General features: G+C 44.9%; 20 protein-coding genes. 14 read left to right on the forward strand and 6 right to left on the reverse strand.

Translation table 11 applies throughout. The features are described from left to right. The first annotated feature begins 35 nt into the window (after window positions 1-35). From ilvD to ilvA, 12 genes are all read left to right on the forward strand, one after another. Entirely contained in the window at window positions 36-1733 is a 1698-nt protein-coding gene (ilvD, locus tag ABIE26_RS25615) for a dihydroxy-acid dehydratase (protein WP_310147034.1), read from the forward strand. Between the two features lie 37 nt (window positions 1734-1770). Beyond that, window positions 1771-3510 carry a biosynthetic-type acetolactate synthase large subunit gene (ilvB, locus tag ABIE26_RS25620; RefSeq protein ID WP_310147032.1) on the forward strand — a complete coding sequence of 580 codons (1740 nt, stop codon included), beginning with the start codon at window positions 1771-1773 and terminating at the stop codon, window positions 3508-3510. 7 nt (window positions 3511-3517) lie between these two features. Further along, window positions 3518-4132 (forward strand): acetolactate synthase small subunit, encoded by a 615-nt coding sequence (gene ilvN, locus ABIE26_RS25625; RefSeq protein WP_310147030.1) that lies wholly within the window; start codon window positions 3518-3520, stop codon window positions 4130-4132. A gap of 9 nt (window positions 4133-4141) precedes the next feature. Beyond that, complete coding sequence (locus ABIE26_RS25630) at window positions 4142-4606, forward strand: DinB family protein (RefSeq protein WP_310147028.1); 465 nt, start codon at window positions 4142-4144, stop codon at window positions 4604-4606. A 36-nt stretch (window positions 4607-4642) separates the two neighbouring features. Beyond that, on the forward strand, window positions 4643-6124 hold the full coding sequence (gene ilvC, locus ABIE26_RS25635; RefSeq protein WP_310147026.1) for a ketol-acid reductoisomerase: 1482 nt from the start codon (window positions 4643-4645) through the stop codon (window positions 6122-6124). Window positions 6125-6130: 6 nt separating this feature from the next. Further along, window positions 6131-7606, forward strand: coding sequence for an ATP-binding cassette domain-containing protein (locus tag ABIE26_RS25640; RefSeq protein ID WP_310147024.1), 1476 nt, complete (start codon window positions 6131-6133; stop codon window positions 7604-7606). Between the two features lie 12 nt (window positions 7607-7618). Next, on the forward strand, window positions 7619-8782 hold the full coding sequence (locus ABIE26_RS25645) for a 2-isopropylmalate synthase (RefSeq protein ID WP_310147022.1): 1164 nt from the start codon (window positions 7619-7621) through the stop codon (window positions 8780-8782). Window positions 8783-8821: 39 nt separating this feature from the next. Next, on the forward strand, window positions 8822-10246 hold the full coding sequence (leuC, locus tag ABIE26_RS25650) for a 3-isopropylmalate dehydratase large subunit (RefSeq protein WP_310147020.1): 1425 nt from the start codon (window positions 8822-8824) through the stop codon (window positions 10244-10246). Window positions 10247-10263: 17 nt separating this feature from the next. Next, window positions 10264-10860 (forward strand): 3-isopropylmalate dehydratase small subunit, encoded by a 597-nt coding sequence (gene leuD / locus ABIE26_RS25655; protein WP_310147018.1) that lies wholly within the window; start codon window positions 10264-10266, stop codon window positions 10858-10860. An 18-nt stretch (window positions 10861-10878) separates the two neighbouring features. Next, window positions 10879-12396, forward strand: a complete 1518-nt coding sequence (locus ABIE26_RS25660; RefSeq protein ID WP_310147016.1) for an alpha-isopropylmalate synthase regulatory domain-containing protein — start codon at window positions 10879-10881, stop codon at window positions 12394-12396. 23 nt (window positions 12397-12419) lie between these two features. Then, window positions 12420-13478 (forward strand): 3-isopropylmalate dehydrogenase, encoded by a 1059-nt coding sequence (gene leuB, locus ABIE26_RS25665; protein ID WP_310147014.1) that lies wholly within the window; start codon window positions 12420-12422, stop codon window positions 13476-13478. A gap of 74 nt (window positions 13479-13552) precedes the next feature. Beyond that, window positions 13553-14797 carry a threonine ammonia-lyase IlvA gene (gene ilvA / locus ABIE26_RS25670; protein WP_310147012.1) on the forward strand — a complete coding sequence of 415 codons (1245 nt, stop codon included), beginning with the start codon at window positions 13553-13555 and terminating at the stop codon, window positions 14795-14797. Window positions 14798-14803: 6 nt separating this feature from the next. Here the strand turns inward: ilvA and ABIE26_RS25675 are convergent, their stop codons facing one another. Beyond that, window positions 14804-17077 (reverse strand): tetratricopeptide repeat protein, encoded by a 2274-nt coding sequence (locus ABIE26_RS25675; protein WP_310147011.1) that lies wholly within the window; start codon window positions 17075-17077, stop codon window positions 14804-14806. A 187-nt stretch (window positions 17078-17264) separates the two neighbouring features. On the opposite strand from ABIE26_RS25675, the gene ABIE26_RS25680 reads away from it, so the two are divergent. Then, complete coding sequence (locus ABIE26_RS25680) at window positions 17265-17678, forward strand: hypothetical protein (protein WP_310147009.1); 414 nt, start codon at window positions 17265-17267, stop codon at window positions 17676-17678. A gap of 46 nt (window positions 17679-17724) precedes the next feature. Here the strand turns inward: ABIE26_RS25680 and ABIE26_RS25685 are convergent, their stop codons facing one another. After that, the gene (locus ABIE26_RS25685; RefSeq protein ID WP_310147007.1) at window positions 17725-18432 is read right to left on the reverse strand and encodes a M949_RS01915 family surface polysaccharide biosynthesis protein; all 708 of its coding nucleotides are present in this window, start codon (window positions 18430-18432) and stop codon (window positions 17725-17727) included. A gap of 467 nt (window positions 18433-18899) precedes the next feature. On the opposite strand from ABIE26_RS25685, the gene ABIE26_RS25690 reads away from it, so the two are divergent. Further along, entirely contained in the window at window positions 18900-19295 is a 396-nt protein-coding gene (locus ABIE26_RS25690; RefSeq protein WP_310147005.1) for a GreA/GreB family elongation factor, read from the forward strand. Window positions 19296-19380: 85 nt separating this feature from the next. On the opposite strand, the gene ABIE26_RS25695 is transcribed toward ABIE26_RS25690, so the two are convergent. From ABIE26_RS25695 to ABIE26_RS25710, 4 genes are all read right to left on the reverse strand, one after another. Next, window positions 19381-19911, reverse strand: coding sequence for an NADPH-dependent FMN reductase (locus ABIE26_RS25695; RefSeq protein ID WP_310147003.1), 531 nt, complete (start codon window positions 19909-19911; stop codon window positions 19381-19383). A 23-nt stretch (window positions 19912-19934) separates the two neighbouring features. Beyond that, window positions 19935-20825, reverse strand: coding sequence for a bestrophin family protein (locus tag ABIE26_RS25700; protein WP_310147001.1), 891 nt, complete (start codon window positions 20823-20825; stop codon window positions 19935-19937). A 77-nt stretch (window positions 20826-20902) separates the two neighbouring features. Then, window positions 20903-22531 carry a SusD/RagB family nutrient-binding outer membrane lipoprotein gene (locus ABIE26_RS25705; RefSeq protein WP_310147000.1) on the reverse strand — a complete coding sequence of 543 codons (1629 nt, stop codon included), beginning with the start codon at window positions 22529-22531 and terminating at the stop codon, window positions 20903-20905. 24 nt (window positions 22532-22555) lie between these two features. Then, window positions 22556-25681 carry a SusC/RagA family TonB-linked outer membrane protein gene (locus ABIE26_RS25710; protein ID WP_310146997.1) on the reverse strand — a complete coding sequence of 1042 codons (3126 nt, stop codon included), beginning with the start codon at window positions 25679-25681 and terminating at the stop codon, window positions 22556-22558. Window positions 25682-25685 lie beyond the last annotated feature (4 nt).

A 25685-nucleotide genomic window follows, 5' to 3' on the forward strand; every position in this document is an offset into this window, starting at 1 on the left:
AATTTAAACACAACGCCTAATCACCAAAACAGAATATGTCACAAACACCAGAAATTAACCGATACAGCAAGACATTTACCCAAGATCCTACACAACCTGCAGCACAGGCCATGCTTTACGGAATCGGATTAACCAAAGAAGATATGGACAAAGCCCAGGTTGGTATTGCCAGCATGGGATACGACGGAAATACCTGCAATATGCACCTGAACGGACTTGCACAGATCGTTAAAGAAAGTGTCTGGAAAAATGATATGGTGGGCCTTACTTTTGGCACGATTGGCGTGAGCGACGGGATGTCTAACGGAACCGACGGCATGCGTTATTCACTGGTATCCAGGGATGTAATTGCCGATTCCATAGAAACCATTTGCGGTGGTCAGTATTATGACGCCCTGATCACTGTGCCGGGCTGCGATAAAAATATGCCGGGCTCGGTTATGGCAATGGGTCGTTTAAACCGTCCATCCATTATGGTGTATGGCGGAAGTATCCACTCTGGAAAATATAAAGGCAATTCTTTAAATATAGTTTCTGCTTTTGAAGCTTTAGGCCAGAAACTTGCCGGAAATTTAGATGAAGAAGATTTTCAGGGCGTAATTAAAAATGCTTGCCCGGGTGCCGGTGCATGTGGTGGTATGTATACCGCCAACACCATGGCTTCTGCTATAGAAGCTTTAGGAATGAGCTTGCCTTATAGCTCCTCCTACCCTGCCACCAGCGAAGAGAAAAAGAATGAATGTATAGCCGCCGGTAAAGCCATCCGGGTTTTACTGGAGAAAAACATATTGCCTTCAGACATCATGACCGAAAAAGCATTTCACAATGCAATTGTAACGGTAATGGTGTTGGGCGGATCTACAAATGCAGTATTGCACCTGATTGCGGTAGCTAAATCTGTAGGGTTGAACCTGACGCTGGATGATTTCCAGAAAGTAAGCGATAGCACCCCTGTTCTGGGCGATCTGAAACCAAGCGGGACTTACCTGATGGAAGACCTGCATGAAATTGGCGGTGTACCTGCAGTATTGAAATATTTATTAAAAGTAGGTCTGGTACATGGCGACTGTATGACCGTTACCGGAAAAACGCTTGCCGAAAACGTTGCTGATGCAACGGATCTTGATTTTGATAAACAAAAGATCATTTTCCCGGTTGAACAGCCGATCAAAGAAACCGGTCACCTGCAGATGCTGTACGGCAACCTGGCCACCAAAGGTGCAGTAGCCAAGATCAGCGGAAAAGAAGGCGAGAAATTTACTGGTCCGGCCCGTGTGTTTGACGGTGAACAGAACCTGATTGCCGGTATCCAAAGCGGAAAAGTAAAAAGCGGTGACGTAGTGGTCATCAGGCAGGTTGGCCCTAAAGGCGCACCTGGTATGCCTGAAATGCTGAAACCTACTTCTGTAATTATTGGAGCAGGGTTAGGCAAATCGGTTGCATTGATTACAGATGGCCGTTTCTCTGGCGGAACACACGGCTTCGTTGTGGGCCACATTACACCGGAAGCCTGGGATGGCGGAAACATCGCCCTGGTACATGACGATGACGTCATCACCATCGATGCAGTAAACAACAGTATTGATGTTCACCTTACGGAGGAACAGCTGGCTACCCGCAGGGCGGTCTGGAAACAGCTTCCACCGCCCGTCACCAAAGGCGTACTCTATAAATACATTAAACAAGTGAGTAACGCCAGCGAAGGTTGTGTTACAGATGCCTATACCGAATAAATAAAAATTAGAAACCCCAATACCTAAATATATAACAATGGATACAGCACAAGAGGAAGCAAACACCTTAACAGCGCCAAAAAAGACAACAAATGTTTCTGGCTCTGTGGCTTTATTGGAAGGATTAATAGCCGAAGGTACAGACACCGTTTTTGGCTACCCTGGAGGCGCGATCATGCCGATATATGACGCCCTATATGATTACAACGATAAATTAAAACACATACTGGTACGCCATGAGCAGGGTGCAACCCATGCGGCCCAGGGCTATGCCAGAACATCAGGCAAAGTTGGTGTTGCGTTTGCAACCAGCGGTCCGGGTGCCACCAACCTGGTTACCGGCCTGGCAGATGCACAGATAGACAGCACACCTATGGTTTGCATTACCGGACAGGTATTTGCACACCTGCTGGGTACCGATGCATTTCAGGAAACAGATGTGATCAACATCACCACCCCGGTTACCAAATGGAACTACCAAATTACTGATGCTTCGGAAATCCCGTCTGTCCTTGCAAAAGCATTTTACATTGCCCGCAGCGGCAGGCCAGGCCCGGTACTGATAGACATTACCAAAAATGCGCAGCTGCAAATGTTCGATTATGAAGGCTACACGCCATGCGAACACATCCGCAGCTACCGTCCTAAACCGGTAATCAGAAAAGAATACATAGAACAGGCCGCAGCGATGATCAACAGCGCCAAAAAACCTTTTGTACTTTTCGGACAGGGTGTGTTATTGGGCGGAGCTGAGCAGGAGTTTAAGGCGTTTGTAGAGAAAAGTGGTATCCCTTCGGCATGGACTATTATGGGTGCCGGCGCCATTCCTACCGATCATCCTTTAAATGTTGGGATGCTGGGTATGCACGGCAATTATGGCCCTAACGTACAGACCAATGCCTGCGATGTTTTGATAGCCATAGGAATGCGTTTTGACGACCGTGTAACCGGCAGGCTTGATAAATATGCAAAACAGGCCAAAGTAATTCATCTGGATATAGATCCGGCAGAGATTGATAAGAACGTAAAAGCAGATGTTCCGGTTTGGGGAGATTGTAAAGAAACACTACCGTTATTGACCGCATTAATTGAAGAAAAACAGCACACCGAGTGGCTGGCCGAATTCAGAGCTTTTGATAAAATTGAACAGGATACCCTGATCCAGAAGGAACTGAACCCTTCGGAAGGTGAAATGACCATGGGCGAAGTGATCCATCAGTTAAATGTACTGACCAAAGGGGATGCTGTTATTGTAACAGACGTAGGCCAGCACCAGATGGTGGCCTGTCGCTATGCCAGGTTCAACAATACCAGGAGCAACATCACCAGCGGCGGATTAGGCACCATGGGTTTTGGCTTACCGGCGGCAATAGGCGCCAAGTTTGGTACACCAGACAAAACGGTAGTTGCTGTAATAGGCGACGGTGGTTTCCAGATGACCCTGCAGGAGCTGGGTACCATTATGCAGAGCGATGTAAATGTAAAGATCCTGATCCTGAACAACAGGTTCCTGGGTATGGTACGCCAGTGGCAGCAGCTGTTCCACGAAAAACGTTATTCATTCGTAAACATTACCAGTCCTGATTTTGTAAAACTGGCCGACTCTTATTACATCGCCGGTAAACGGATTTCAGAACGCGAACAATTGAGTTCCGCGCTGGAAGAAATGCTGAACCATCCAGGCTCTTTCCTTTTGGAAGTAATGGTAGCAAAAGAACACAACGTATTCCCAATGGTACCACAAGGCATGAGTGTAGCCGAAATCAGACTTAAATAATTAGATCATGAGCAATTCCAACGAAATAGAAAACGGAAAGCAGGAGTTTACGATTACCGCCTATACCGAGAACAGGATAGGTATACTGAACCGTATCGCCATCATCTTTTCCAGAAGAAAAATAAATATAGAAAGCTTAAACACCTCTCCGTCAGAGATTGAGCATATCCACAGGTTCAACATCCTGATCCACGAAACTGAAGAAGTGGTACGTAAGCTTTGCCGCCAGATAGAAAAACAGGTAGAAGTACTTAAAGTATATTACAATACCAACGAGGACATCATCTGGCAGGAACTGGCCCTTTACAAAGTACCCACCGATACCATTGCCGAGAAAGTTTCCGTTGAGCGTTTACTCCGCGAATTTGGTGCCCGTGCCGTAGTGATCCGTAAAGATTATACCGTGTTTGAAACTACCGGGCACAGAGAAGAAACCGATAAGCTGATAGAAGTTTTACAACCATACGGATTGATTGAATTTGTACGCAGTGCAAGGGTGGCTATCATTAAAGACAGCGACGGATTTAACCGCAAGCTGAGAGAATTTGAACGCAGGGAGCCAGGTGAAGATGTAATAGAAAACGAATTCCTGGATAAGGAAAAGAATGTATTCAGCATGTAATTCAGGCATATGGAATATCTTATAAATGTAACCAGAAAAACCAGGGAAAATTTCATCAGGCTTGTTGAAAGTCTGACAGTTGAAGAACTGAATGAAATTCCTGCGGGTTTCAACAACAATATCATCTGGAACTTCGGGCACATTATTGCCAGTCAGCAAGGCTTGTGCTACAGGCTGGCCAACGTTCAGCCGGTGATAGACAAAAGGTACATATTGCCCTATACAAAAGGTACAAAGCCGGAAAGCTTTGTAAGTGCTGAAGAAGTGGGAATTCTGAAAGGGTTCATGCACAGCACAATTAACCAGCTGGAAGAAGACCTGAAGCAAGGTAAGTTTACAGACTACCATGCATTTACCACCGACTATGGTGTAACCGTAAAAAGTGAAGCCGAGGCCGTACAATTTTTTGTTGTACACGATGCCCTGCATTATGGCATGGCCTCATCCATTAAAAAAGTAATAACAAACAAATAAGTATAAAACCAACCTTAATAATCAAAACAAAAAAAGATGTCAAATTATTTCAACACATTACCTCTTAGAGAACAACTAAACCAATTGGGCGTTTGCGATTTCATGGACAATTCAGAATTTCTGGATGGTGTAAATGCACTAAAAGGGAAAAAACTGGTAATTGTGGGTTGCGGTGCCCAGGGCCTTAACCAGGGTTTAAATTTAAGAGATAGCGGCCTGGATGTTTCTTATGCCCTGCGCAAAGAAGCCATTGAAGGTAAAAGGGATTCATGGAAAAATGCTACAGACAACAACTTTAAAGTAGGCACCTATGAAGAGCTGATCCCTTCGGCCGATGTGGTGATTAACTTAACGCCTGACAAACAACATACCTCGGTAGTAGCTGCAGTAATGCCATTGATGAAACAAGGTGCTACCTTATCTTACTCGCACGGTTTTAACATCGTTGAAGAAGGTACCCAGATCCGTAAAGACATTACCGTGATTATGGTTGCGCCTAAGTGCCCTGGAAGTGAAGTTAGGGCTGAATATGTAAGAGGCTTCGGCGTACCTACGCTGATTGCGGTACACCCCGAGAACGATCCTGAAGGAAAAGGTCTGGCACAGGCTAAAGCTTACTGCGTAGGTACAGGTGGCCACAGGGCTGGTGTATTGAAATCATCTTTCGTAGCTGAAGTAAAATCGGATTTAATGGGCGAGCAAACCATCCTTTGTGGTTTATTGCAAACAGGTTCTATCCTTTCATTCGACAAAATGATTGAAAAAGGTATTGATGCAGGTTATGCTTCAAAACTGGTTCAGTATGGTGTGGAAGTAATTACTGAAGCCTTAAAACATGGCGGTGTTACCGGTATGATGGACCGCTTAAGCAATCCGGCAAAAATCAAAGCTTTCGAAATTTCTGAAGAACTGAAAAACATCATGCGCCCATTGTTCCAGAAACACCAGGATGACATCATGAGCGGTGAGTTCAGCCGCGTAATGATGGAAGACTGGGCCAACGGCGACAAAAACTTATTGGCATGGCGTGCAGAAACCGGCGAAACTGCTTTTGAAAAAACACCTGCAGGTGATGTTAAAATTGCTGAGCAGGAATATTTCGATAACTATACCTTAATGGTAGCTTTTGTAAGGGCCGGTGTTGAGCTCGCTTTCGAAACTATGGTTCAGGCAGGTATCAAACCAGAATCTGCTTACTATGAGTCACTGCACGAAACCCCGCTGATTGCAAATACCATTGCACGTAAGAAACTTTTCGAAATGAACCGTGTGATCTCTGATACTGCAGAATATGGCTGTTACCTGTTTGACCAGGCTTGTAAACCTTTACTGGCAGATTTTATGAAAAAAGTAGATACCGATTTAGTAGGTAAAAACTTTAATGAGGGTAAAGATGGTGGTGTTGACAACAGAACACTGAATGCAGTAAACGAAGCTTTACGTACACATGAAGTAGAGATCATCGGTGCAAAGCTTAGAAAAGCTATGACTGCCATGAAATCTATCAAAACAGCTTAATTTATTATGATACAACCCGTCGTCCATATCACAAACCTGAATTTAAAGTACCGGCATAAACCGGTACTGGAGGATTTGTGCTGGACCATAAACCGCGGGGAGAACTGGTTGCTTTGCGGAGCAAGCGGAACAGGAAAAACATCATTAGCTAAGGCCATTGCCGGTCTTACGCACAGCTACGGGAATATAGCCCTCAGCTTTGACCCCGAAAGCAGTTTACCGGCAATGGTTTATTATGTGGCCAACTGGTTCCAGTTCAAGGACCTGGAGGGCCAGTCCAATTTCTACTATCAGCAACGCTACAACAAACAGGCTGTAGAAACTACGGCTACTGTACAGGCGGAGCTGGAAAGCTTTGGCAAAAAACATGATCTTCAGTTTGATGAAGCTGAAGGCATTTTAGCTGCCCTTGGTTTTTCCGGACTTAAAAACGCTACACTGATCCAGTTGTCTAGCGGGGAACATAAAAAACTGCAGCTGGTTAAAGCGCTATGGCTTAAACCCCAGCTGCTGATACTGGACCTCCCCTACAATGGTCTGGATACGCTTTCGCGTCAAAACCTCAATACCCTGCTTGAAGAAATTACCGAATCCGGCACACAGCTGATCCTGATCAGCAATGAGCCCGAACTTCCTGTATGCATAGACCGTGCAGCGGTAATTGAGGCAGGTAAGCTGGTCGAAATTTCTGCTGATCAGCGTGACCATAATGAGCCCGAGCATTTGATGAAACCCGTTCCGGCCTTTCTGAATGATGTTCCCGTTCCTTTTTCATCAGAACAGGTTGTAAAAATGGTAGATGTCAATATCAGTTATGGCGACAAACAGGTATTGAAGAATATCAACTGGGAAGTTAAGGCTGGCGAAAAGTGGGTGTTGCATGGCCATAACGGTTCGGGAAAATCTACTTTGCTGAGTTTAATCTGCGGCGATCACCCACAGGCCTACACCAATGATTTTCATCTGTTTGGAAATAAGAGGGGCAGCGGCGAGAGTATCTGGGAAATTAAAGAACGTATTGGCCTGATATCGCCTGAGCTGCACTGGTATTTTGATCCCTCGGCAACGGTATGGCAAAGCATCGTCTCTGGCTTTTACAACAGTTCTGGTTTGTTCTGCGATCCGGGCTATACCAAGAAAGCACAGGCAGATGAGTTGATCCATTATTTCGGACTTGAAGAATATAAAGACGCCCTGATGAACGAGCTTCCTCTGGGTAAACAGCGACTGGCCTTATTGGCCCGTACGATTGTAAAAAACCCGGAACTGTTGATACTGGATGAACCCTGCCAGGGCTTAGACCAGCAGCAGACCAGGCATTTTAACAGGCTGGTAGATGACCTGTGCAAGAATGGGACGACATTGATCTATGTTGGCCATTTTGAAGCCCAGGTACCAGAATGTATTGAGAAAAGAATATTATTAGAGAACGGCGAGGTAAAATCCGTCAAAACTATTGCACAAAAAACCTATACTAACTAAAATTACAACATTATGTTACACGATCCGAATAGAGTTTATGTGTTTGACACCACCCTTCGTGATGGTGAACAAGTACCAGGTTGCCAGCTGACAACCCCAGAAAAAATTGAGATTGCCAAAGAGCTTGAAGCCCTTGGTGTGGATATCATTGAAGCCGGCTTCCCTATTTCGAGCCCGGGCGACTTCCAAAGTGTGGTAGAGCTTTCAAAAGCGGTATCTGAGCCGATCATTTGTGCACTTACCCGTGCCAACAAGGGCGATATTGATGCTGCCGTTGCTGCATTGAAATATGCCAAACGCCCAAGGATCCATACAGGTATTGGTTCGTCTGACATGCACATCAAACACAAGTTCAACAGCACCCGAGAAGAGATCCTTGCCCGCGCAGTTGAAGCTGTGAAATATGCAAAACAGTTTGTAGAAGACATTGAGTTTTATGCCGAAGATGCCGGCCGTGCCGATGTAAACTTCCTGGCGCAAATGGTTGAAGCCGTTATTGGTGCAGGTGCTACCGTGGTAAACATTCCAGATACCAATGGCTACTGCCTTCCGGACCAATATGGCAGCAAAATCAAATTCCTGAAAGAAAACGTAAAAAATATCGATCAGGCCATTATTTCTGTGCATTGTCATAATGACCTGGGATTGGCCACTGCAAACTCTATTGCCGGTCTGCAAAACGGTGCCCGCCAGATAGAAGGTACCATTAACGGTATTGGTGAGCGTGCAGGAAATACATCCATCGAGGAAGTCGTCATGATCCTGAAAACACACCAGACCTTAGGCCTGCATACCAATATCAACACTAAGAACTTTTATGAATTGAGCCGCATGGTAAGCTCACAGATGCGGATGCCGGTACAGCCCAACAAAGCTATTGTAGGCAGCAATGCGTTTGCCCACAGTTCTGGTATCCACCAGGATGGTTTCCTTAAAAACCGGGAAAACTATGAAATCATACGTCCGGAAGATGTAGGTTTCCCTGATGCCAGCATTGTACTTACCGCACGTAGCGGCAGACACGCTTTAAAGTTTCACCTGGAGCGCCTGGGCTTTAGCCTGAGCAAAGAGGAACTGGCAGATGCTTATCACCGCTTTCTTACTGTGGCAGACAGTAAATTAGATATTAACGACCAGGACTTATTGCTGATGATGAACAAGCAGCAATTGGCGTAAGGGTCATCTTTTATAAACGAATTGATAATAAATAAAGAAATGAGCAAGACATTATTTGATAAGGTGTGGGACACACACGTAGTACGTAAGATAGAAGGTGGCCCCGATGTGCTTTTTATAGACCGTCACCTTATTCACGAAGTTACCAGTCCTGTTGCCTTTTTAGGTTTAAAGAACAGGGGCATAAAAGTGTTGTACCCGGAGCGTACTTTTGCTACTGCCGATCACAATACCCCAACCATTAACCAGCACCTGCCGGTTGCAGATCCGCTTTCTGCCAACCAGTTAAAAGCACTGGAATCGAACTCCAAAGAATACGGCATCAGCCACTGGGGTCTGGGCCATCAGAAAAACGGTATTGTACACGTTGTAGGTCCGGAGTACGGCATTACACAACCAGGTGCTACCATTGTTTGCGGTGACTCGCATACTTCTACACACGGGGCTTTTGGTGCCATTGCTTTTGGTATCGGTACTTCGGAAGTAGAGATGGTGCTTTCTACGCAGTGCATCATGCAGCCTAAGCCTAAAAAAATGCGCATCAATGTAAATGGTAAACTAAGCGTTGGTGTTACCCCTAAGGATGTGGCTTTGTTTATCATTTCCCAGCTTACCACCTCGGGTGCAACAGGCTATTTTGTTGAATATGCAGGTGAGGTTTTTGAGAACATGAGCATGGAAGGCCGGATGACCGTTTGTAATTTAAGTATTGAAATGGGTGCCCGAGGCGGTATGATTGCTCCTGACGAAACCACCATCAACTATGTAAAAGGCCGTGAGTTTAGCCCTAAAGGCGAAGCATGGGACAAAGCCCTGGCGTATTACAAAACTTTAAAAACCGATCCGGATGCTGTATTTGATAAGGAGCTGACTTTTGATGGCGCTAAAATAGAGCCTATGATCACCTACGGTACCAACCCCGGCATGGGAATGGGCATTTCTCAGGAAATCCCAGACGCTGCCCAGGTAGAAGGAGGCGTAGAGACCTATAACAAATCATTGAACTACATGGGCTTCCATGAAGGCGATGCTATGATTGGCAAAAAAGTGGATTTTGTTTTTGTGGGCAGTTGTACCAATGGTCGTATTGAAGACTTCAGGGCCTTTACCTCTATTGTAAAAGGCAGGCACAAGGCCGATGATGTAACCGTTTGGCTGGTACCTGGTTCGCACATTGTGGAATCGCAGATCAAAGAAGAAGGACTGCTGGACATTTTAACCGAAGCTGGTTTTACCTTACGTCAGCCCGGCTGCTCGGCTTGCTTAGCCATGAACGACGATAAGATCCCTGCAGGCAAATATGCAGTAAGTACTTCCAACAGGAATTTTGAAGGCCGCCAGGGCCCTGGTTCAAGAACCATGCTGGCCAGTCCGCTTGTTGCTGCTGCTGCTGCCGTTACCGGTGTGGTAACTGATCCGAGAACCTTGATTGAGAACGTTGAAGAAACAGCACAGGCTGTATAACACAAAAAAATATTAAAATGGCTTACGATAAATTTAATGTATTGAGAAGTACGGCAGTGCCGCTTCCGATTGAAAATATAGACACCGACCAGCTGATCCCTGCACGTTTCCTGAAAGCAACAGAACGTGTTGGATTTGGCGATAATCTGTTCCGCGACTGGAGGTACAATGTAGACAACACCCCTAAACAGGATTTTGTACTGAACAACCCTGTTTATAGTGGCAAAATATTGGTTGGCGGTAAAAACTTTGGCTCAGGCTCATCAAGAGAGCATGCGGCCTGGGCAGTTTACGATTACGGTTTCCGTTGTGTGATTTCCAGTTTTTTTGCAGATATCTTTAAAAACAACTGCCTGAATATTGGCGTATTGCCGGTACAGGTTAGTCCGGAGTTTGCTGACAAGATTTTTACGGCCATTCATGCCGATCCAAAAACAGAACTGGAAGTGAACCTGCCGGAACAAACCGTTACCCTTTTGGCCACTGGTGAAAAAGAACGTTTCGACATCAGCCCCTATAAAAAAGATAACATGATGAACGGCTTTGACGATATCGACTATCTGCAAAGCATCAAACCTGAAATAGAAGAATTTGCCAAGCATCTTCCACTTTAAAAAAACCTGCTCCTATACATGGAAAAAAGGAAAATAGAGATTATGGACACTACACTCCGCGATGGCGAACAAACGTCGGGAGTGTCGTTTTCCATATCAGAAAAATTAACCATCACCCAGCTGCTCCTGGAAGAACTCCTGGTAGACCGGGTTGAAATTGCCTCTGCGCGGGTGTCTGATGGCGAGTTCCAGGCTGTAAAGGCCGTAATGAACTGGGCAGAGGCACATGGCTATGCCGATCGTATAGAGGTTTTGTCTTTTGTAGACAATGGCGTTTCTATAGACTGGATGATCAATGCAGGGGTTAAAGTTCAAAACCTGCTGACCAAAGGTTCGTTAAACCATTTAACCCATCAGTTGAAAAAAACACCTGAGCAGCATTTTGCCGAAATCAAACAGGTGATTGAACTGGCAGGTAAAAATGGCATTGAAACCAACGTTTACCTGGAAGACTGGAGCAATGGTATGCGCAATTCTCCGGATTATGTGTATCAGTATCTCGACTTCCTGACTACCCAGCCTGTAAAAAGGATCTTACTGCCCGACACCCTGGGTATCCTTACCCCTGCTGAAACCACAAGGTTTATCACTGCGTTGCTGGCTAAATATCCGGGCATCCATTTTGATTTCCATGCCCATAACGATTACGATCTGGGCACGGCAAATGTACTGGAAGCGGTAAAGGCAGGCATCAACGGTTTGCACCTTACGGTAAATGGCATGGGCGAAAGGGCAGGAAATGCAGCAATGGCCAGCGCTGTTGCGGTCATTAAAGACTTTGTGCCCGAAGTAGACGTACAGATCAAAGAATCGTCTATTTACAAGGTAAGCAAGCTGGTTGAAACTTTTTCAGGTGTAAGGATACCAGCCAATAAGCCGATTGTGGGCGATAGTGTGTTTACTCAAACTGCCGGCATTCATGCAGATGGTGACAATAAAAACAACCTGTATTTTAACGACCTGCTGCCGGAACGGTTTGGCAGAAAACGGAAATACGCCCTGGGAAAAACCTCAGGAAAGGCCAACATTGAGAAAAACCTGCAGGAACTGGGCTTAAAATTAAACGATGCCGACCTTAAAAAAGTTACCCAGCGCGTAATTGAACTTGGCGATAAAAAGGAAACTGTAACCAAGGAAGACCTGCCCTACATCATTTCTGATGTGCTGGACAGCAGCCTGTACGAAGAAAAGGTTACTGTACAATCTTACGCGCTAACCAATGCCATGGGCTTACGGCCTTCAGCTACCATTTCGGTGCTGATTGAAGGTGAGAAATTTGAAGAGCATGCACAGGGTGACGGACAGTTTGATGCGTTTATGAATGCACTGACCAAGGTATACGCCAAGAAAAGGAGAGACTTGCCAAAGCTGATTGATTATACCGTGCGTATTGCACCGGGAAGTAACTCGGATGCCTTATGCGAAACCGTGATTACCTGGGAAACAGAACAGAAGATATTCATCACCAGGGGACTGGATTCTGACCAGACCGTTTGTGCCATAAAGGCCACACAAAAAATGCTGAACATTATTTAAAAATAAAACAAAATCTAAGACAAATGAAGCTAAATATTGCCTTGCTGGCAGGAGATGGAATCGGTCCGGAGGTTATAGACCAGGCCGTTAAAGTATCGAACGCAGTAGCAAAGAAATTTAACCACGAAATTGTATGGACATCAGGCATTACCGGTGCTGCAGCAATTGACGCCGTAGGCGAGCCTTATCCTGATGCCACGCACGAGATTTGTATGGCAGCTGATGCGGTACTTTTTGGTGCCATTGGACACCCACGCTTCGACAATGACCCTAAAGCTACCGTTCGTCCGGAGCAGGGCCTGCTGAAAATGCGCCAGAAACTTGGTCTGTTTGCCAATGTGCGTCCAACCTTTACCTTCCCTTCACTGATCGACAATTCGCCATTAAAAAGAGAGCGTATTGAAGGTACCGACCTGATCATTCTGCGTGAATTGACAGGTGGTATTTACTTTGGTGAAAGAGGTAGAAAAGACGATGGCAATACGGCTTTCGATACCTGTACCTATACCAGGGCAGAAATTCAGCGTCTGGCTAAACTGGGTTTTGAAATGGCCATGGGCCGCAGCAAAAAATTATGCTGTGTAGATAAAGCAAATGTGCTGGAGTCATCCCGCCTGTGGAGGGAAACGGTACAGGATATGGAAAAAGATTATCCTGAGGTTGAAGTTAGCTATGAGTTTGTAGATGCAGTGGCCATGCGCCTGGTGCAATGGCCAAGTGCATACGATGTACTGATCACCGAGAACCTGTTTGGCGATATTTTAACCGATGAGGCTTCCGTAATTTCGGGTTCTATGGGCCTGATGCCATCTGCTTCAATAGGTGTACATACTTCCCTGTTCGAACCAATCCACGGCTCTTACCCACAAGCAGCAGGAAAAGACATCGCCAATCCATTGGCTACTGTATTGTCGGCCGCTATGATGTTTGAAGATGCTTTCGGATTAAAGGAAGAAGCAGAGCTGATCAGGTCTGTAGTAAACAAATCACTTGCCGAGGGGATTGTAACTGAAGACCTGGCTGGAAAAAACAAGGCTTACAAAACCAGCGAAGTTGGCGACTGGCTGGCAGCCAATATTTAATGCATTGCCGTCCATAACGGCAAACTAACCAGACCGTCATCTGTTTAACAGGTGACGGTTCTATTTTCATAAAAATGACTGACTTAATTCAACTGGATTCCGAAGCTGCCTCAAGGCGGCTTACCGGTATTGTAAAGCGTACCCCGCTCATCTACAATGCCAAATTATCCGAAAAATACCAGGCCGAAATTTACCTGAAACGTGAAGACCTGCAGGTGGTACGTTCCTATAAACTGCGCGGCGCCTATAACATGATCAGTCAGTTGAGTGCTGATGAACTGAGCAGGGGCATTGTATGTGCCAGTGCAGGCAACCATGCCCAGGGCGTAGCTTTTTCCTGCGATAAGCTGAATATAAAAGGCGTAATCTTTATGCCTGAAATTACACCCCGGCAAAAGGTAAAACAAACGGAAATGTTTGGTAATGGCAATGTGGAGCTTATATTGGTGGGCGATACTTTTGACGACTGCCTTGCCGAAGCTTTGGCTTATACCGAAAAGCACAGCATGACCTTCATCCCTCCTTTCGACAATTACAGCATCATTGAAGGCCAGGGAACCGTTGGTGTAGAAATCCTGGAAGACCTGCCGGGTACCGACGTCGTAATTATGCCGGTTGGCGGTGGCGGTCTTGCTGCTGGCGCTGGCACGTACCTGAAAGATAAAAAACCAGAGGTCCAGCTGATTGGTGTGGAGCCAGAAGGCGCCCCATCTATGCTGCAGGCACTTGAGCAGGGTAAGCCGGTAACCTTAGCAGAGATCAATCGGTTTGTAGACGGAGCCGCGGTTAAGCGTGTAGGCGAGCTGACTTATGCGCTATGTGCAAAGGCGCTTGACCAGATGCTGTCTGTAGCCGAAGGACAGGTGTGCACTACCATTTTAAAGCTCTACAATGAAGATGCCATTGTGGTTGAGCCTGCAGGCGCCTTATCGGTTACCGCACTGGAAGCCTGTGCAGATATCATAAAAGGCAAAACCGTGGTCTGTGTCATCAGCGGGGGCAACAATGACATTGAACGCATGCAGGAAATCAAGGAAAAATCCTTACTGTATGAAGGCTTGAAACATTACTTCATTGTCCGTTTCCCGCAAAGGCCAGGCGCGCTAAAGCTATTTGTAAACAGTGTACTGGGGCCGCATGACGACATCACCCGCTTTGAGTTCATCAAAAAAACCAATAAAGAAAATGGCCCGGCACTGGTTGGAATAGAGCTGGCCAACAAGGCCGATTACGAGGCATTGGTACAGCGGATGAAAGAATTTAAGTTCGACATCATTGAGCTGAACAACGCCCAGACCCTATTCGAATACCTGGTTTAATACACCTCATTTAAAAAAGGAGAAAAGACCTTTGGGTTTCCACTCCTTTTTTCTTGCCAAAGCATCCTGGTTACGCGGGTATGCCTCCAGAATGGTATTCAGGGTTGCAATGGCTACCTTGGTTTCTCCGGTGGCATGGCAGCCATCGGCATAATAGAGCGTCATTTGCACCCGTGCATCATCCCAGCTCCATCCATTTTTGTTGTAACAATCAATGGCATCCCAGGCAAAGGCCATACACTCCTGCCATAGCCCCTGCTTAGCACAGCACTGGGCCAACCGCAGGTTGGCATCACTGATGATGCTGTCTTCCGCTTCAGTGCCCAGTTTGCAGGACTGCAGCAGGATGGTCAGATTTTCTTTTGCCTTATCATAATTTTCAAGGTACAGGTAAGACATACCCCGCATAAAATGTACCTTTTGTATAGAATCCAGCTGCATGGCCTTGCCCTTTATTGACTGGTAGTTGTCTGCACAGGCAATGCACTGCCGGTAATCTTTCATCTGGTAAAAGTTCTGCATCAGCATAAACCAGGACGAATTGTCGTCGGGGTGTTTATCCAGCTGCTCCTGCCAGGCCTTATTGGCTTCTTCCAGGCTTCCTTCCTTTAGCAGGTCAAGCCTGATGTTCTGAACGGTGATGTACCTTTCATTCAGGATAAAAAGTTCTTCTTCAGAAAGCTCATTTCTGTTTTCTTTGATAAAAGTATGGTACTCCTGATCGGTAGTGCTCAACAGCGCTTTGGTTTCTTCTACTCTGTCCAGTTTAAAGAGCACCTCCAGAATCTCTCCTTTCAGCTCAATGTAACTGCTGAAACTAAGGTAGTCTCCACCGTAAGCTACCGCGGTATTCAAGACATCCAGGGCTTCTTCGTACCTTCCCAGCCTTTTGAGTGCGGTTCCCCAGCTACTCAGCTGTTCCCAAAAGGGCGATAAGGAGTAGCCCAGTCTATGCACCTCTACCGCCTGTTCCAACTGCCCCTGTGCGCTCAGCGCAATTCCGTAATTGTTGCAGCACATGGCAAAAATATGCGGATCGGTATCGTAAGGGCCTTTTCTTTCTTTATTGTTGTAAAACAAATCGTAGAAGCCATCATAGGCTTTTTTGTAGAATTCCATTCTGATTTTTAACAGTTCACCGCCAATTTCAGGGGTATAAACTTCCGCTTCAAATTCAGCAAAATTTACGCCGGCATTGTAATAATCAGCGGCCGCATCGTCAGGCCATTTTTCCGGTTCCGGCAGGTTGCCTTTTACCCGGTATACGGATTCAAAATAACGCTGCAGGCCAAATGCCCGGCCGCCAAGCTGCAGGCTTTTCTCCAGGTAAGGTAAAGCTTCGGCATAACTTTCAGCATCGTATAGTGCGGCGCCAGCATAATGGTAAGGAATGTACCAATCGGGATACAGTTTTATATATTGCTGCGCAAAATTCAGCATTTCCACCGTATCAAAATCCAGCTCCGGGGCAAATATCCGGAACGCCACAAACCTGGCCTCGGCCAGCGGCCTGTTTTCAATACCTTTGCTGCTCAGTTCTTCCAATCTTTTCTGCAAAGCCATCAGTGCGCTATCGGAATCGGCATTGTTTTCCAGTAAAGCCATTGTGGCAGCCTTTCCGCCCAGTTCGTATTCCTGATGGTCAAAAGCCAGCCTGGCTATGGTATTGTAAGTAAGAGGATCGGGGTGCAGGTAGTTCAGAGCCTCTGTAAAAGCCGTCATTGCCTTTTTTCCGTCTTGCTGATGTTCCAGATACAGGTCGGCCTTTTTCATATAGATCTGGCCCAGCTCGTATTCAAGGGCAGTCCGGTTGTCTTTATAAAAATCGCGGGTAAGGCCAATCAGGCTATCTGCATCTTCCAGGGCCTGGGCAATTGCGCCTGTTATGCTGCAGGCTTCCATACGGTAGCTAATGGCCTTAATTCTGGTAGAGAGATCGGCAGATTTCGAAAGCACATCGCAATAGGCGATAGATTCAGCCAGGTTTGCCCGGGTAAGGAAGGTATTGATATAGGCCAGGTACAACATGGCCTCTTCATTTGAGGGCTCCAGTTCAAGCACTGTTTTAAAGCTGTTGTAAGCCGGTTCCAGCATATTGTCCTGCTCCTCACCTTCTTCATCCAGGCCTTCATTAAAGGCCACCTGATATTCACATTTGGCTTTGAGCAGCAATGCTTCTATATTTTTATCATTTATCAGCAGGAACAGGTTTACTGCTTCCAGGCAGGCGTCATGATCGTGATTGTTGTAAAGGGAGTGTAAGTATTCCAGATCTACCATGTAGCGTTAACTTGATTTTTGTTTTTTCGTTCTGGCTTACAGCAAATTTTCTGCCAGATATTGTACTCCATTGTTTAGCGTTTTACAACAATATTCTGGATAACATTTTCAATACAGAACAAACAAAAACAACAGGTGGTATTTTGTGGCAATAAAATTGCTCTGTAAAACAAAAACACACAAACACATGAAAAAGCTAATATTTTTACTCTTATGTACGGCCACGCTGGGGCTGGTATCGTGCAAGAAGGACACTATTGTTCAGAATATCCTTCCCAGAACAATCATATACGATATTCCAGCTAGTGGTTGGAAAACATCAGATGGTGGTTACACTTATTCCACAACCATTAAGGTTCCTGAAAACAATGAGGATTTTAATCAAGCTGGGGGAGTAATTGTGTCGCTATCTTTTGACTCACAGAAACGGGTATATGATGGCTTACCCAATGTAGTCGCCGGATTGTCTTATAATTTTGCATATGAACCAGGATATGTGACTATTTTTATCGAAGACGTTGCTGGATTGAAAATAGGAACTCCTCCCACGGGAACAATCAGGAGTAAAATTGTATTGGTAGATTCGGAAATTATCGATTAAAACAAATTAATAGTTAAAAGCCGGTGCTCAATAGAACACCGGCTTTTTAATTTTCATCAAAGAATACCTTATGGGCTTTCATGGCCTTCTGCCATCCATACGGAAAAATCGCATTGCCATCATCCATCATTTTCTTCATGATCAGTTTCACATGTTCCTGAATTTTCACAGGAAGCGTGTAAAATGCTTTATCAACTCTTGTGTTCCGCTCAAAGTCAAGCGTTCCGTTTTGATGACGGATAGCAAATTTCTTTCCCTTATAATAAATTAAAATCTTAATTCGCCCGTCATCGGTATGGTTCATTCCGCTTGTTCCATAAATGACAACCGGATCAATCAGGCCATCATTGTCAATATCCTTAAAGTCTGTATATTTCGTCCAAAACCAAATGGAGTTTTCCATTTCATTGCTACCAGGTTGTTTGGTAATGGTATCATATATTTCCCAATTCTTTAAAAGCTCGCTTTTATCCATCTGAAAGTTATACGCCTTTATGTGGTGATGAAGTGTGTCTTTACGGCCAGCTTTCAGATCGTTGCTTTCCGTAAGTACAATAAAAAATTGTCCTGATTTGTCTGTATACCTGTAAACCCTGCGAGTGGGGTAATTAATGCCAAAATGTTTATGTACCTGATCGGTAATGATTTTCCTTGTCTCCTGTGGTGATAATATTTCAGTGCTCAAAACTTTGGTCTGTCCAAAAGTCAAGGCTGCTGAGAATAAAAAAAGTAAGGTTAACGTTTTTCTTTTCATAGTTTCAGATGGTTATTTCTGATTTATCAGTAAATATAGGAAGCTTCCTCCAAATCCAGTCATTTCGAAATTGACTTACTCGTCTATTTTGCCTATCTTGTGGTGATGCATCTTTCAGGCCGAAACATATTATTGAACCTTACGCAGCAACTGCTTGTCACAGCACGGATGTTCCGTCGTGTCTTGAGCCTTCAATTTAGCCTGGGCGATTCATTCCTCAAAAGCAGTAAAGACTTTATACATTAAGCCCTGCCTTTTCAAGGCAGGGAGTTCCATTCATTTTTATACACACTAAATTTTTCGTTATGCGCTGGATTAAGGCTGGTTTTGTGCTGCTTATCGCACTAGACCTAATCATCATATTCCTCGCAATATTCCTGTTAACACCTTTGTGGGCTTCAGTTGCCATACTGGTTACAGCAGGACTAAAAGGAATACATAACAATGTAAGGATTAAATAAATAATTATGACTAATTCAATTCAAATACTTGATACACCGGTTATATTAACCACGGGAATATACGATCTGCTGAAAGACCACATCAGACGTAAAAAACTGAGTAAAACAAATGAGGCCGCTCTGGAGGCACAGTTAAAGAAGGCCAGGCAGGTTTTAAGAAAAGACCTTCCGGCAGATGTAGTAACTGTAGATACCCTTGTAACTGTAAAAGACCTGGAAACGGGGGAAACACAGGAATACAAATTTGTTGGCCCAGACTCGGCGAAGAAAAAAAACGGCACAGTTTCTATCCTGTCGCCTATGGGAATTGCTATGATAGGCTACCCGGCAGGTGCGGTAGTTGAGTGGGAGTTTAATGAAGAGATTAAAAAGAACCAGATCATTAGGGTTACGCCCATTTAGCTGGCTTTTTGATTTTATAAACGGATGCCGGGGGCATCCGTTTATTAGAGAAGTTTAGCTGCGAGTTTGTTTACTTCCCGATGTCTTATACCAGCGCTTTATAAGCCTCAACAAAATTTACCAGATCCTGCAGCGTCTGAGCGTCTGTTATTTCTCCCTTGTCATTAATTTTTCCCTTCACCCCTTGTATCAATAATGTTGTTTTTTCAGTAAACCTGGTCATCAGGGTTTTCATGATCAACTGCAATTCTTCATGACCCTTTTCGCCGCTCGCAGAGGCTGTAATTTGTCCTATGGGCTTATCAGAAAAAACAGTGGTGGCAACACACCATTCAATGGCATTTTTTAGCCCGCTTGGGATGCTGAAAACATACTCTGGAGTACATATTAAAATCCCATCCGCCTTTTCAATATTTTCCCTGAAATCTAAAATAGCCTGGGGTACCTTGTCTATAGTATGTTCCGGATCAAAATGAGGAAGGGTTTTCAAGCCATTAAAAATTGAAAGGCAAAAAACGTCTTTAGTTAACCGCGCAAAGTTGTCAATCAGTTTTTCATTTGAGGAGTTATGACTGGCACTCCCATTAATTACAAATACGGTTTTAGGGTTTTTCATTACGTAAAGATCAATAGAATAATCTAAAGCACATACTCGTCATTTATTGGCTTCACCGGCTCAGGAATATCCTTTTCGCCAAGCATTTGCAGCAGATTAATTTCAATGGTACGGGTAATCTGGTTCAACGGTACCCCGGCCGAATTATTTTCAAATGGATTAACCATACTCATCCCATTAATCTGGGTAGAAACAAATACAAATCCGATTAACCAGCCCAGGAAAATGGAGTACACCCCGGTAGTATGACTGATGACCAGGGTAAACGTAACCACAAAAAGCCATATAAATACCTTTGTCAGGTAGCTGTAGGTAGTAGGGAATACCGTATTTTTAATGCGCTCGCTCATGCCCATAGAATCAGAGAACCTGACCAGCATCTCATTGATCTCTATAAACCGGAAGCCATCAACGTGATTTAATTTTGATAAAAGCTGTAAATCCCGGGCTTGTATGTTTAAAATGGCATTATGGGTATTGCTGTGTATTTTGATCTCCTTCAAATCTTCCTCACTCAGGTACTTGATATAGATCTCATCCACTGTACCCCTCAGGTTTGCCTTTAAAGCATATAAAAAAGCAATGTGCCTGAGTACCATCCTTTTTGGTATGATCTGATCGCCATCTACATAGTTGACCAGCGCCCGGGTATAGGAGCGTGAATCATTTACCAGGGCACCCCATATTTTTCTGGCCTCCCACCACCTGTCGTAAGCCTGGTTATTGTTAAATCCAATAAAAAAGGCAATTGCTGTCCCTAGAAGTGTAGGAATAATGGAGGGAATCTCGATATGCTGCACCACCAGATACTCCCTGGCCAGATAAGCAACAGTGCAGGAAGCAATCATAATCAGATCGACCTGCCAGGTATTAATTAGAATTCTGCTTAAGCGAATATTCTGAACCAGGAGCATATTGTTTTTTAATCAATATACAAAAAAGCCATTATATTGGAAAAACTAAAAGAGGGTGCCTTAAACACCCTCTTTGATTATTTTTTATCCCACCAGAGTTTTGTTCCACCATTATCAGGTCCACCCAGGGTTGCCACGGCCCGGGCATACCCATTAGGATTGCTGTTGATAAATTTGGTACAGAAAGGTAACCTGCGGATAAATGCAGTAGTAGAGATGGTGCCACCACTGGCGTTGTTAATTACCGGGAACAGTTTAGGGTAACCTGTACGCCTGAATTCAGACCAGGCCTCCATTCCATCAGGATAAGTGGCAATCCATTTCTGGGTAATGATCCGTTCCAGCTTTTGCTCTGCTGTTGCCGCCCCATCCCATTTGACGGTAATGCTGCTCAGGTAAGGGCTGCCGGCCAGCACATCATTCTGACCGGCAACTGCGGCTTTAGGATCGATATAGGGTTTAGCTTTGCTCGTATTGTCTGCCAGATAGGTTGTTGCACCAGCTACGCCCCATTCATCAAATGAAACTTTAACACCGTTTTCGTAATTTACCTGCACATCCCCGGCATTGGCCCAGTTTTGTGTGGCGGCTTCTGCTTTCAGAAACCAGGTTTCTGCAGCGCAGAGCAATTTTGCTTTTCCTGCAGTTTTACTAAAATAATCACCCGATGCAGAAGCCGCGATTGGCATTGAGTAACTGCGGTAGCGGTCGTTATCTACCAGGGTAATGCCATTGCGGATGCCTATATACTGCCCGCTTACCGCTGCATCCGCAGCCGGCCTCATGTATTTCGACAACCTCGGATCGCTGTATCCACCGAGAATAGCACCCAACGGCGCACCTGATCTGCAATCGCCCCATTCATTAATTACATTATAAATGGGATGCGCCGAGCCATAATTGATAAAAGCATTGTCCTCATTGGCTTCTATCAATCCGCCATTTGCCGGGTTCAGTGCCTTCTCGCCTTCAATTTTAGCTTTCGCTGCATCAGCATAACGGATCCTGATGGCAAAACGCAGCCTCAAACTATTGGCCAGCTTGATCCATTTGGCTGCATTACCACCGTAAACCAGGTCACCGCCCTTCATAGTGGCTTCATCCCCTCCATTTTCTGCTGCCTTTAATTTGTTTATGGCATCGTCCAGATCAGCAAAAAAAGCAGTATAAGCCGCTTGTTGCGCATCATAATCTATGGAAAGGTCGGCATTGGGTTTCCCGAATTTGGTATAGATAACAGGTCCATGCTGATCTGAAACTTTATGGGCCTCTATTACACCAAGAATAGTAAGCACAGCCCTGCTATGGTTAAACTGAGTACTTGGATACACCTTAATGTTATCGTCAAAATTCCGGATCTTCTGCATCACATCGTCCAGCTGATTGATCATGATCCTGTCATTCCAGCCATCTTTCATAAAATAATTGGTATTGTTATCGCCTCCGTACGAAGAGGGCGACATGAAATACCCGCTATATACATCTGCGTTCAGATTTTGCTGCAGCTGATAAATCCAGTCGGTTTGATTGATCAGGTTTTTCTGCACCTCTTTCATGGGGCCTATGGCCTTGGTATAATCGGCATTAAGCTGGGCATCTGTTAAGCCCGACAAACCGGTATTGAAATCCTCAAAATTCTTTTTGCAGCTTCCCAGCAATGCCATAGCAGCAAAGGAAAGGCCGAGGAGTTTTATGTTCTTTTTCATTTTTCTCTGTTTAATTGCTGTACATTAAAAACCACATTTTAAGCTAAAGCCAAAGCTTCTATACGCTGGCAAGCCGAAAACGTCGACACCAACACCGCCAGGATAAACACCTGAAACCTGCTCCGGATCAAAAGGTGCATCCTTTTTGAGGAAGAACAAGTTGTTTCCAATAGCGCTCAGGGTAACATTGCTCACCATCTTTGATTTTACCGGGATACGATAAGACAAAGACAACTCCCTTAAACGAATGGCCGTAGCACTATATATATAAGCTTCATCAATTTCATTTCTTCCGCCTGTTTTGGTATAATAAGCTTGTGGATCGGCTTTACCGGTAAACGGAGTACCACCTGCAATTGCAGCATTGGCAATACTTACCCCACCTGCATCACGGGCAGTAGCCGAACGTTTACTTACCCCAAAATAGTCGTAAAAAGGCTCAGACAAACTCAGCACTTTTCCTCCGAACTTACCGTCTACCAATACACCCAGCGTAAATTGTTTATAGCTGAAATTATTGCTCCAGCCCACAATGGCCTTAGGATTTGGATTGCCCAGATAAGTTTTCTTTTCATTTCTAGAAGGCAGGCCTTTATTGTCTACAACAATACGGCCCTGGTCATCCCGAAGGAAAGTAGTGCCATAGATATCTCCGAAAGAGCCGCCCTTTTTCAGGTAATTGAACTGTCCGCCTTCCAGGGTAAAGAAAGCTTCAGGATCGGTTACAAAATAAGACGGAAACAGTTCTATCACTTTATTTTTATTGGCATTAAAATTTACGCTGGTTGTCCATTTAAAATTAGGCTGATCGACCGCTTTGTAACTTAAAACGGCCTCAATACCCGTATTCTGGATATTACCTCCGCTAAGATCGGCCTTGGTACCAGCTCCAATTCCACCGGTAATGGAGACATCTTTAAAGAACTGGTTTTTGATATTGGATTTATACCAGGTCAGGTCCAGGCTCAGCCGGTTGTTTATAAACTTCCATTCCGTACCAATTTCTATGGTTTGGTTTTCTTCTGGTTTCAGGTAATAACCTTCTACCCTTATCGGAGAGCCATCAGGCCCGATGTAAGTACCCGCATCAATATTAGGCTGAGGATTAGTCCTGTTGTCCTCTATTCCGTTACCCACCGTTGCGTAAGAGCCCCTGATTTTGGCAAAGCTGATGGCTTCAGGCATTTTAAATAGTTCTGTTAAAATGGCATTGGCACCTATGGAATAATAATTATAGGTTTGTTTAGGGGTAAAGGTAAGCGTAGACGACCATTCCTGCCTGTCTGCCAGATCCAGGAACAGCTTATCTTTATATCCCAATTGCACACTGGCAAAAACAGACTGGGTCTGGATGTGATGGTTTTCTATTTTGTAGTGGCGTCCATTGTCATTGGTTCCCGAAAAGATTAGGTTCGATAGAATGAAAAGGTTCGGGTAAGACAGCGTTGCATTTTCAATGGTGGTATTCTTTTTCTTGATATCGGAAACCGAAGCACCAACGGTATAATCTACGCTCAGGTCTGGGTTGATCTTATTTTTACCCAGGAAAATCAAGTCGCTATAATAGGTCTTGGATTCCAGGTCGTTGAAATACAGTTTGCCATTGGTTCCACTGATTACCCCCTGTGTAGTGGCATATACATTGCGCTGGGCATCCATTTTGTAGTAATTGTAATTGCCTCTGGCCTGAACATTGAGCCAGTCGGTCAGTTTATAATTTAAGGATGCTGATGAATAAATGTTCTTGTTGTTGGTTGTTACCTGGTTACGGTTCAGTACCCAATAAGGATTTTGCTGCGTGTCATCACCTTTATAATTTTTATCGAGGTTGATATTCCACCAGTTCTGTGCATTCAGGTAACGTGAGGGCGAAAAGTATTCGTAATTGTTTGCGTAACTATTAAAATCCAGTCCCCTTGGAAACAGGTATAATCCCAGGAATGGGCTAAAATACATACCCGGATTGGTCCTGTTGATTACCTTCTGCACTGAGGCCATTACGTTGGCATCAAGGGTAAGCCTGTCGTCCAGAAACTTACTTGTATTGCGGTAATTGATGTTGTTCTGATCAAACTTGCTCGTAGGAACAATTCCTTTGTTTGTGGTGTTGGAATAAGAAAAGAAACTGGTGCTTTTCTCATTACCCGACGAAAAGTTCATACTGTTTACCCAGGTTGTCCCTGTCCGGAAAAAATCTTTCACCGGATCGGCCGCACTGCCTTTTGCACCCCAGCTTTCGCTACTGCCTGGCGATGAGGCAGAAGGCGCAGTAGTTTGCATATAGCTGTATTGCAGCTGAGGCAATACCGAAGCCTGGTCAAAAGTTACACTGCTCGAAAAATCAATTTTAGCTTTCCCCTGCTGCCCTTTTTTGGTGCTGATCAGAATTACCCCGTTACTTCCGGCACTACCATACAAGGCTGTCGCCGCAGCTCCCTTTAAAAAGTTTACACTTTCAATATCCTCCGGATTAATCGTGCTCAGGATATCTCCGTTATCGGGCAGGGAACTATAGATATCGGTTTTTGCCCCTCCCGTGGGGTTGGTAAGCGGCATACCATCAATCACATAAAGCGGCTGACTGTTCCGTGTAGATTTATCACCACGGATAGTGATACGTGCCGATCCTCCGGCCCCACCGGAAGTACGGTTAATCTGTACCCCCGCAACCTTGCCGTTCAGGCTATTGATCAGGTTGGGCGTCTTCACATTGTTCAGTTCATCACCTTTGATGGTCTGGGTAGAATAGGTTAATGTTTTGGCTTGTCGGGAAATACCCAAAGCAGTAACTACTACTGTTTCGAGTGCTGTTGAAGCCGAAGTAAGGGTAACATTTAAAGTAGCAGACTCCCCTACCGTCAGCTCTTTGCCCTCGTAGCCGATATAGGAGAATAGGAGTATGTCGCCACTTTTTGCAGCAACACTATAGTGCCCTGTGGCATTGGTTTGCGTGCTTACGCCCGATCCTTTGACTTTAACGGAAACTCCGGGAAGGGTTGTTCCGTTTTCGTCTTTGACCGTGCCTTTGATCACGTCCTGATAAAATGTACCCGATGCCGTTGCAATCCGGTACTTGTTTGGCTCCGCACTGGCAAAAAGATTTGCCGAGGCGTAAAGCAGCAAACATGTTAATTGTAATGATTTTCTCATTTCA

It is taken from the genome of Pedobacter africanus, assembly GCF_040548825.1.
Taxonomy (GTDB): domain Bacteria; phylum Bacteroidota; class Bacteroidia; order Sphingobacteriales; family Sphingobacteriaceae; genus Pedobacter; species Pedobacter africanus_A.

Bases quoted from the DNA above. Each gene is read 5' to 3' on its own strand.
- ilvD (WP_310147034.1), top strand. From the start codon at position 36: ATGTCACAAACACCAGAAATTAACCGATACAGCAAGACATTTACCCAA.
- ilvB (WP_310147032.1), top strand. From the start codon at position 1,771: ATGGATACAGCACAAGAGGAAGCAAACACCTTAACAGCGCCAAAAAAG.
- ilvN (WP_310147030.1), top strand. From the start codon at position 3,518: ATGAGCAATTCCAACGAAATAGAAAACGGAAAGCAGGAGTTTACGATT.
- ABIE26_RS25630 (WP_310147028.1), top strand. From the start codon at position 4,142: ATGGAATATCTTATAAATGTAACCAGAAAAACCAGGGAAAATTTCATC.
- ilvC (WP_310147026.1), top strand. From the start codon at position 4,643: ATGTCAAATTATTTCAACACATTACCTCTTAGAGAACAACTAAACCAA.
- ABIE26_RS25640 (WP_310147024.1), top strand. From the start codon at position 6,131: ATGATACAACCCGTCGTCCATATCACAAACCTGAATTTAAAGTACCGG.
- ABIE26_RS25645 (WP_310147022.1), top strand. From the start codon at position 7,619: ATGTTACACGATCCGAATAGAGTTTATGTGTTTGACACCACCCTTCGT.
- leuC (WP_310147020.1), top strand. From the start codon at position 8,822: ATGAGCAAGACATTATTTGATAAGGTGTGGGACACACACGTAGTACGT.
- leuD (WP_310147018.1), top strand. From the start codon at position 10,264: ATGGCTTACGATAAATTTAATGTATTGAGAAGTACGGCAGTGCCGCTT.
- ABIE26_RS25660 (WP_310147016.1), top strand. From the start codon at position 10,879: ATGGAAAAAAGGAAAATAGAGATTATGGACACTACACTCCGCGATGGC.
- leuB (WP_310147014.1), top strand. From the start codon at position 12,420: ATGAAGCTAAATATTGCCTTGCTGGCAGGAGATGGAATCGGTCCGGAG.
- ilvA (WP_310147012.1), top strand. From the start codon at position 13,553: ATGACTGACTTAATTCAACTGGATTCCGAAGCTGCCTCAAGGCGGCTT.
- ABIE26_RS25675 (WP_310147011.1), bottom strand. From the start codon at position 17,077: ATGGTAGATCTGGAATACTTACACTCCCTTTACAACAATCACGATCAT.
- ABIE26_RS25680 (WP_310147009.1), top strand. From the start codon at position 17,265: ATGAAAAAGCTAATATTTTTACTCTTATGTACGGCCACGCTGGGGCTG.
- ABIE26_RS25685 (WP_310147007.1), bottom strand. From the start codon at position 18,432: ATGAAAAGAAAAACGTTAACCTTACTTTTTTTATTCTCAGCAGCCTTG.
- ABIE26_RS25690 (WP_310147005.1), top strand. From the start codon at position 18,900: ATGACTAATTCAATTCAAATACTTGATACACCGGTTATATTAACCACG.
- ABIE26_RS25695 (WP_310147003.1), bottom strand. From the start codon at position 19,911: ATGAAAAACCCTAAAACCGTATTTGTAATTAATGGGAGTGCCAGTCAT.
- ABIE26_RS25700 (WP_310147001.1), bottom strand. From the start codon at position 20,825: ATGCTCCTGGTTCAGAATATTCGCTTAAGCAGAATTCTAATTAATACC.
- ABIE26_RS25705 (WP_310147000.1), bottom strand. From the start codon at position 22,531: ATGAAAAAGAACATAAAACTCCTCGGCCTTTCCTTTGCTGCTATGGCA.
- ABIE26_RS25710 (WP_310146997.1), bottom strand. From the start codon at position 25,681: ATGAGAAAATCATTACAATTAACATGTTTGCTGCTTTACGCCTCGGCA.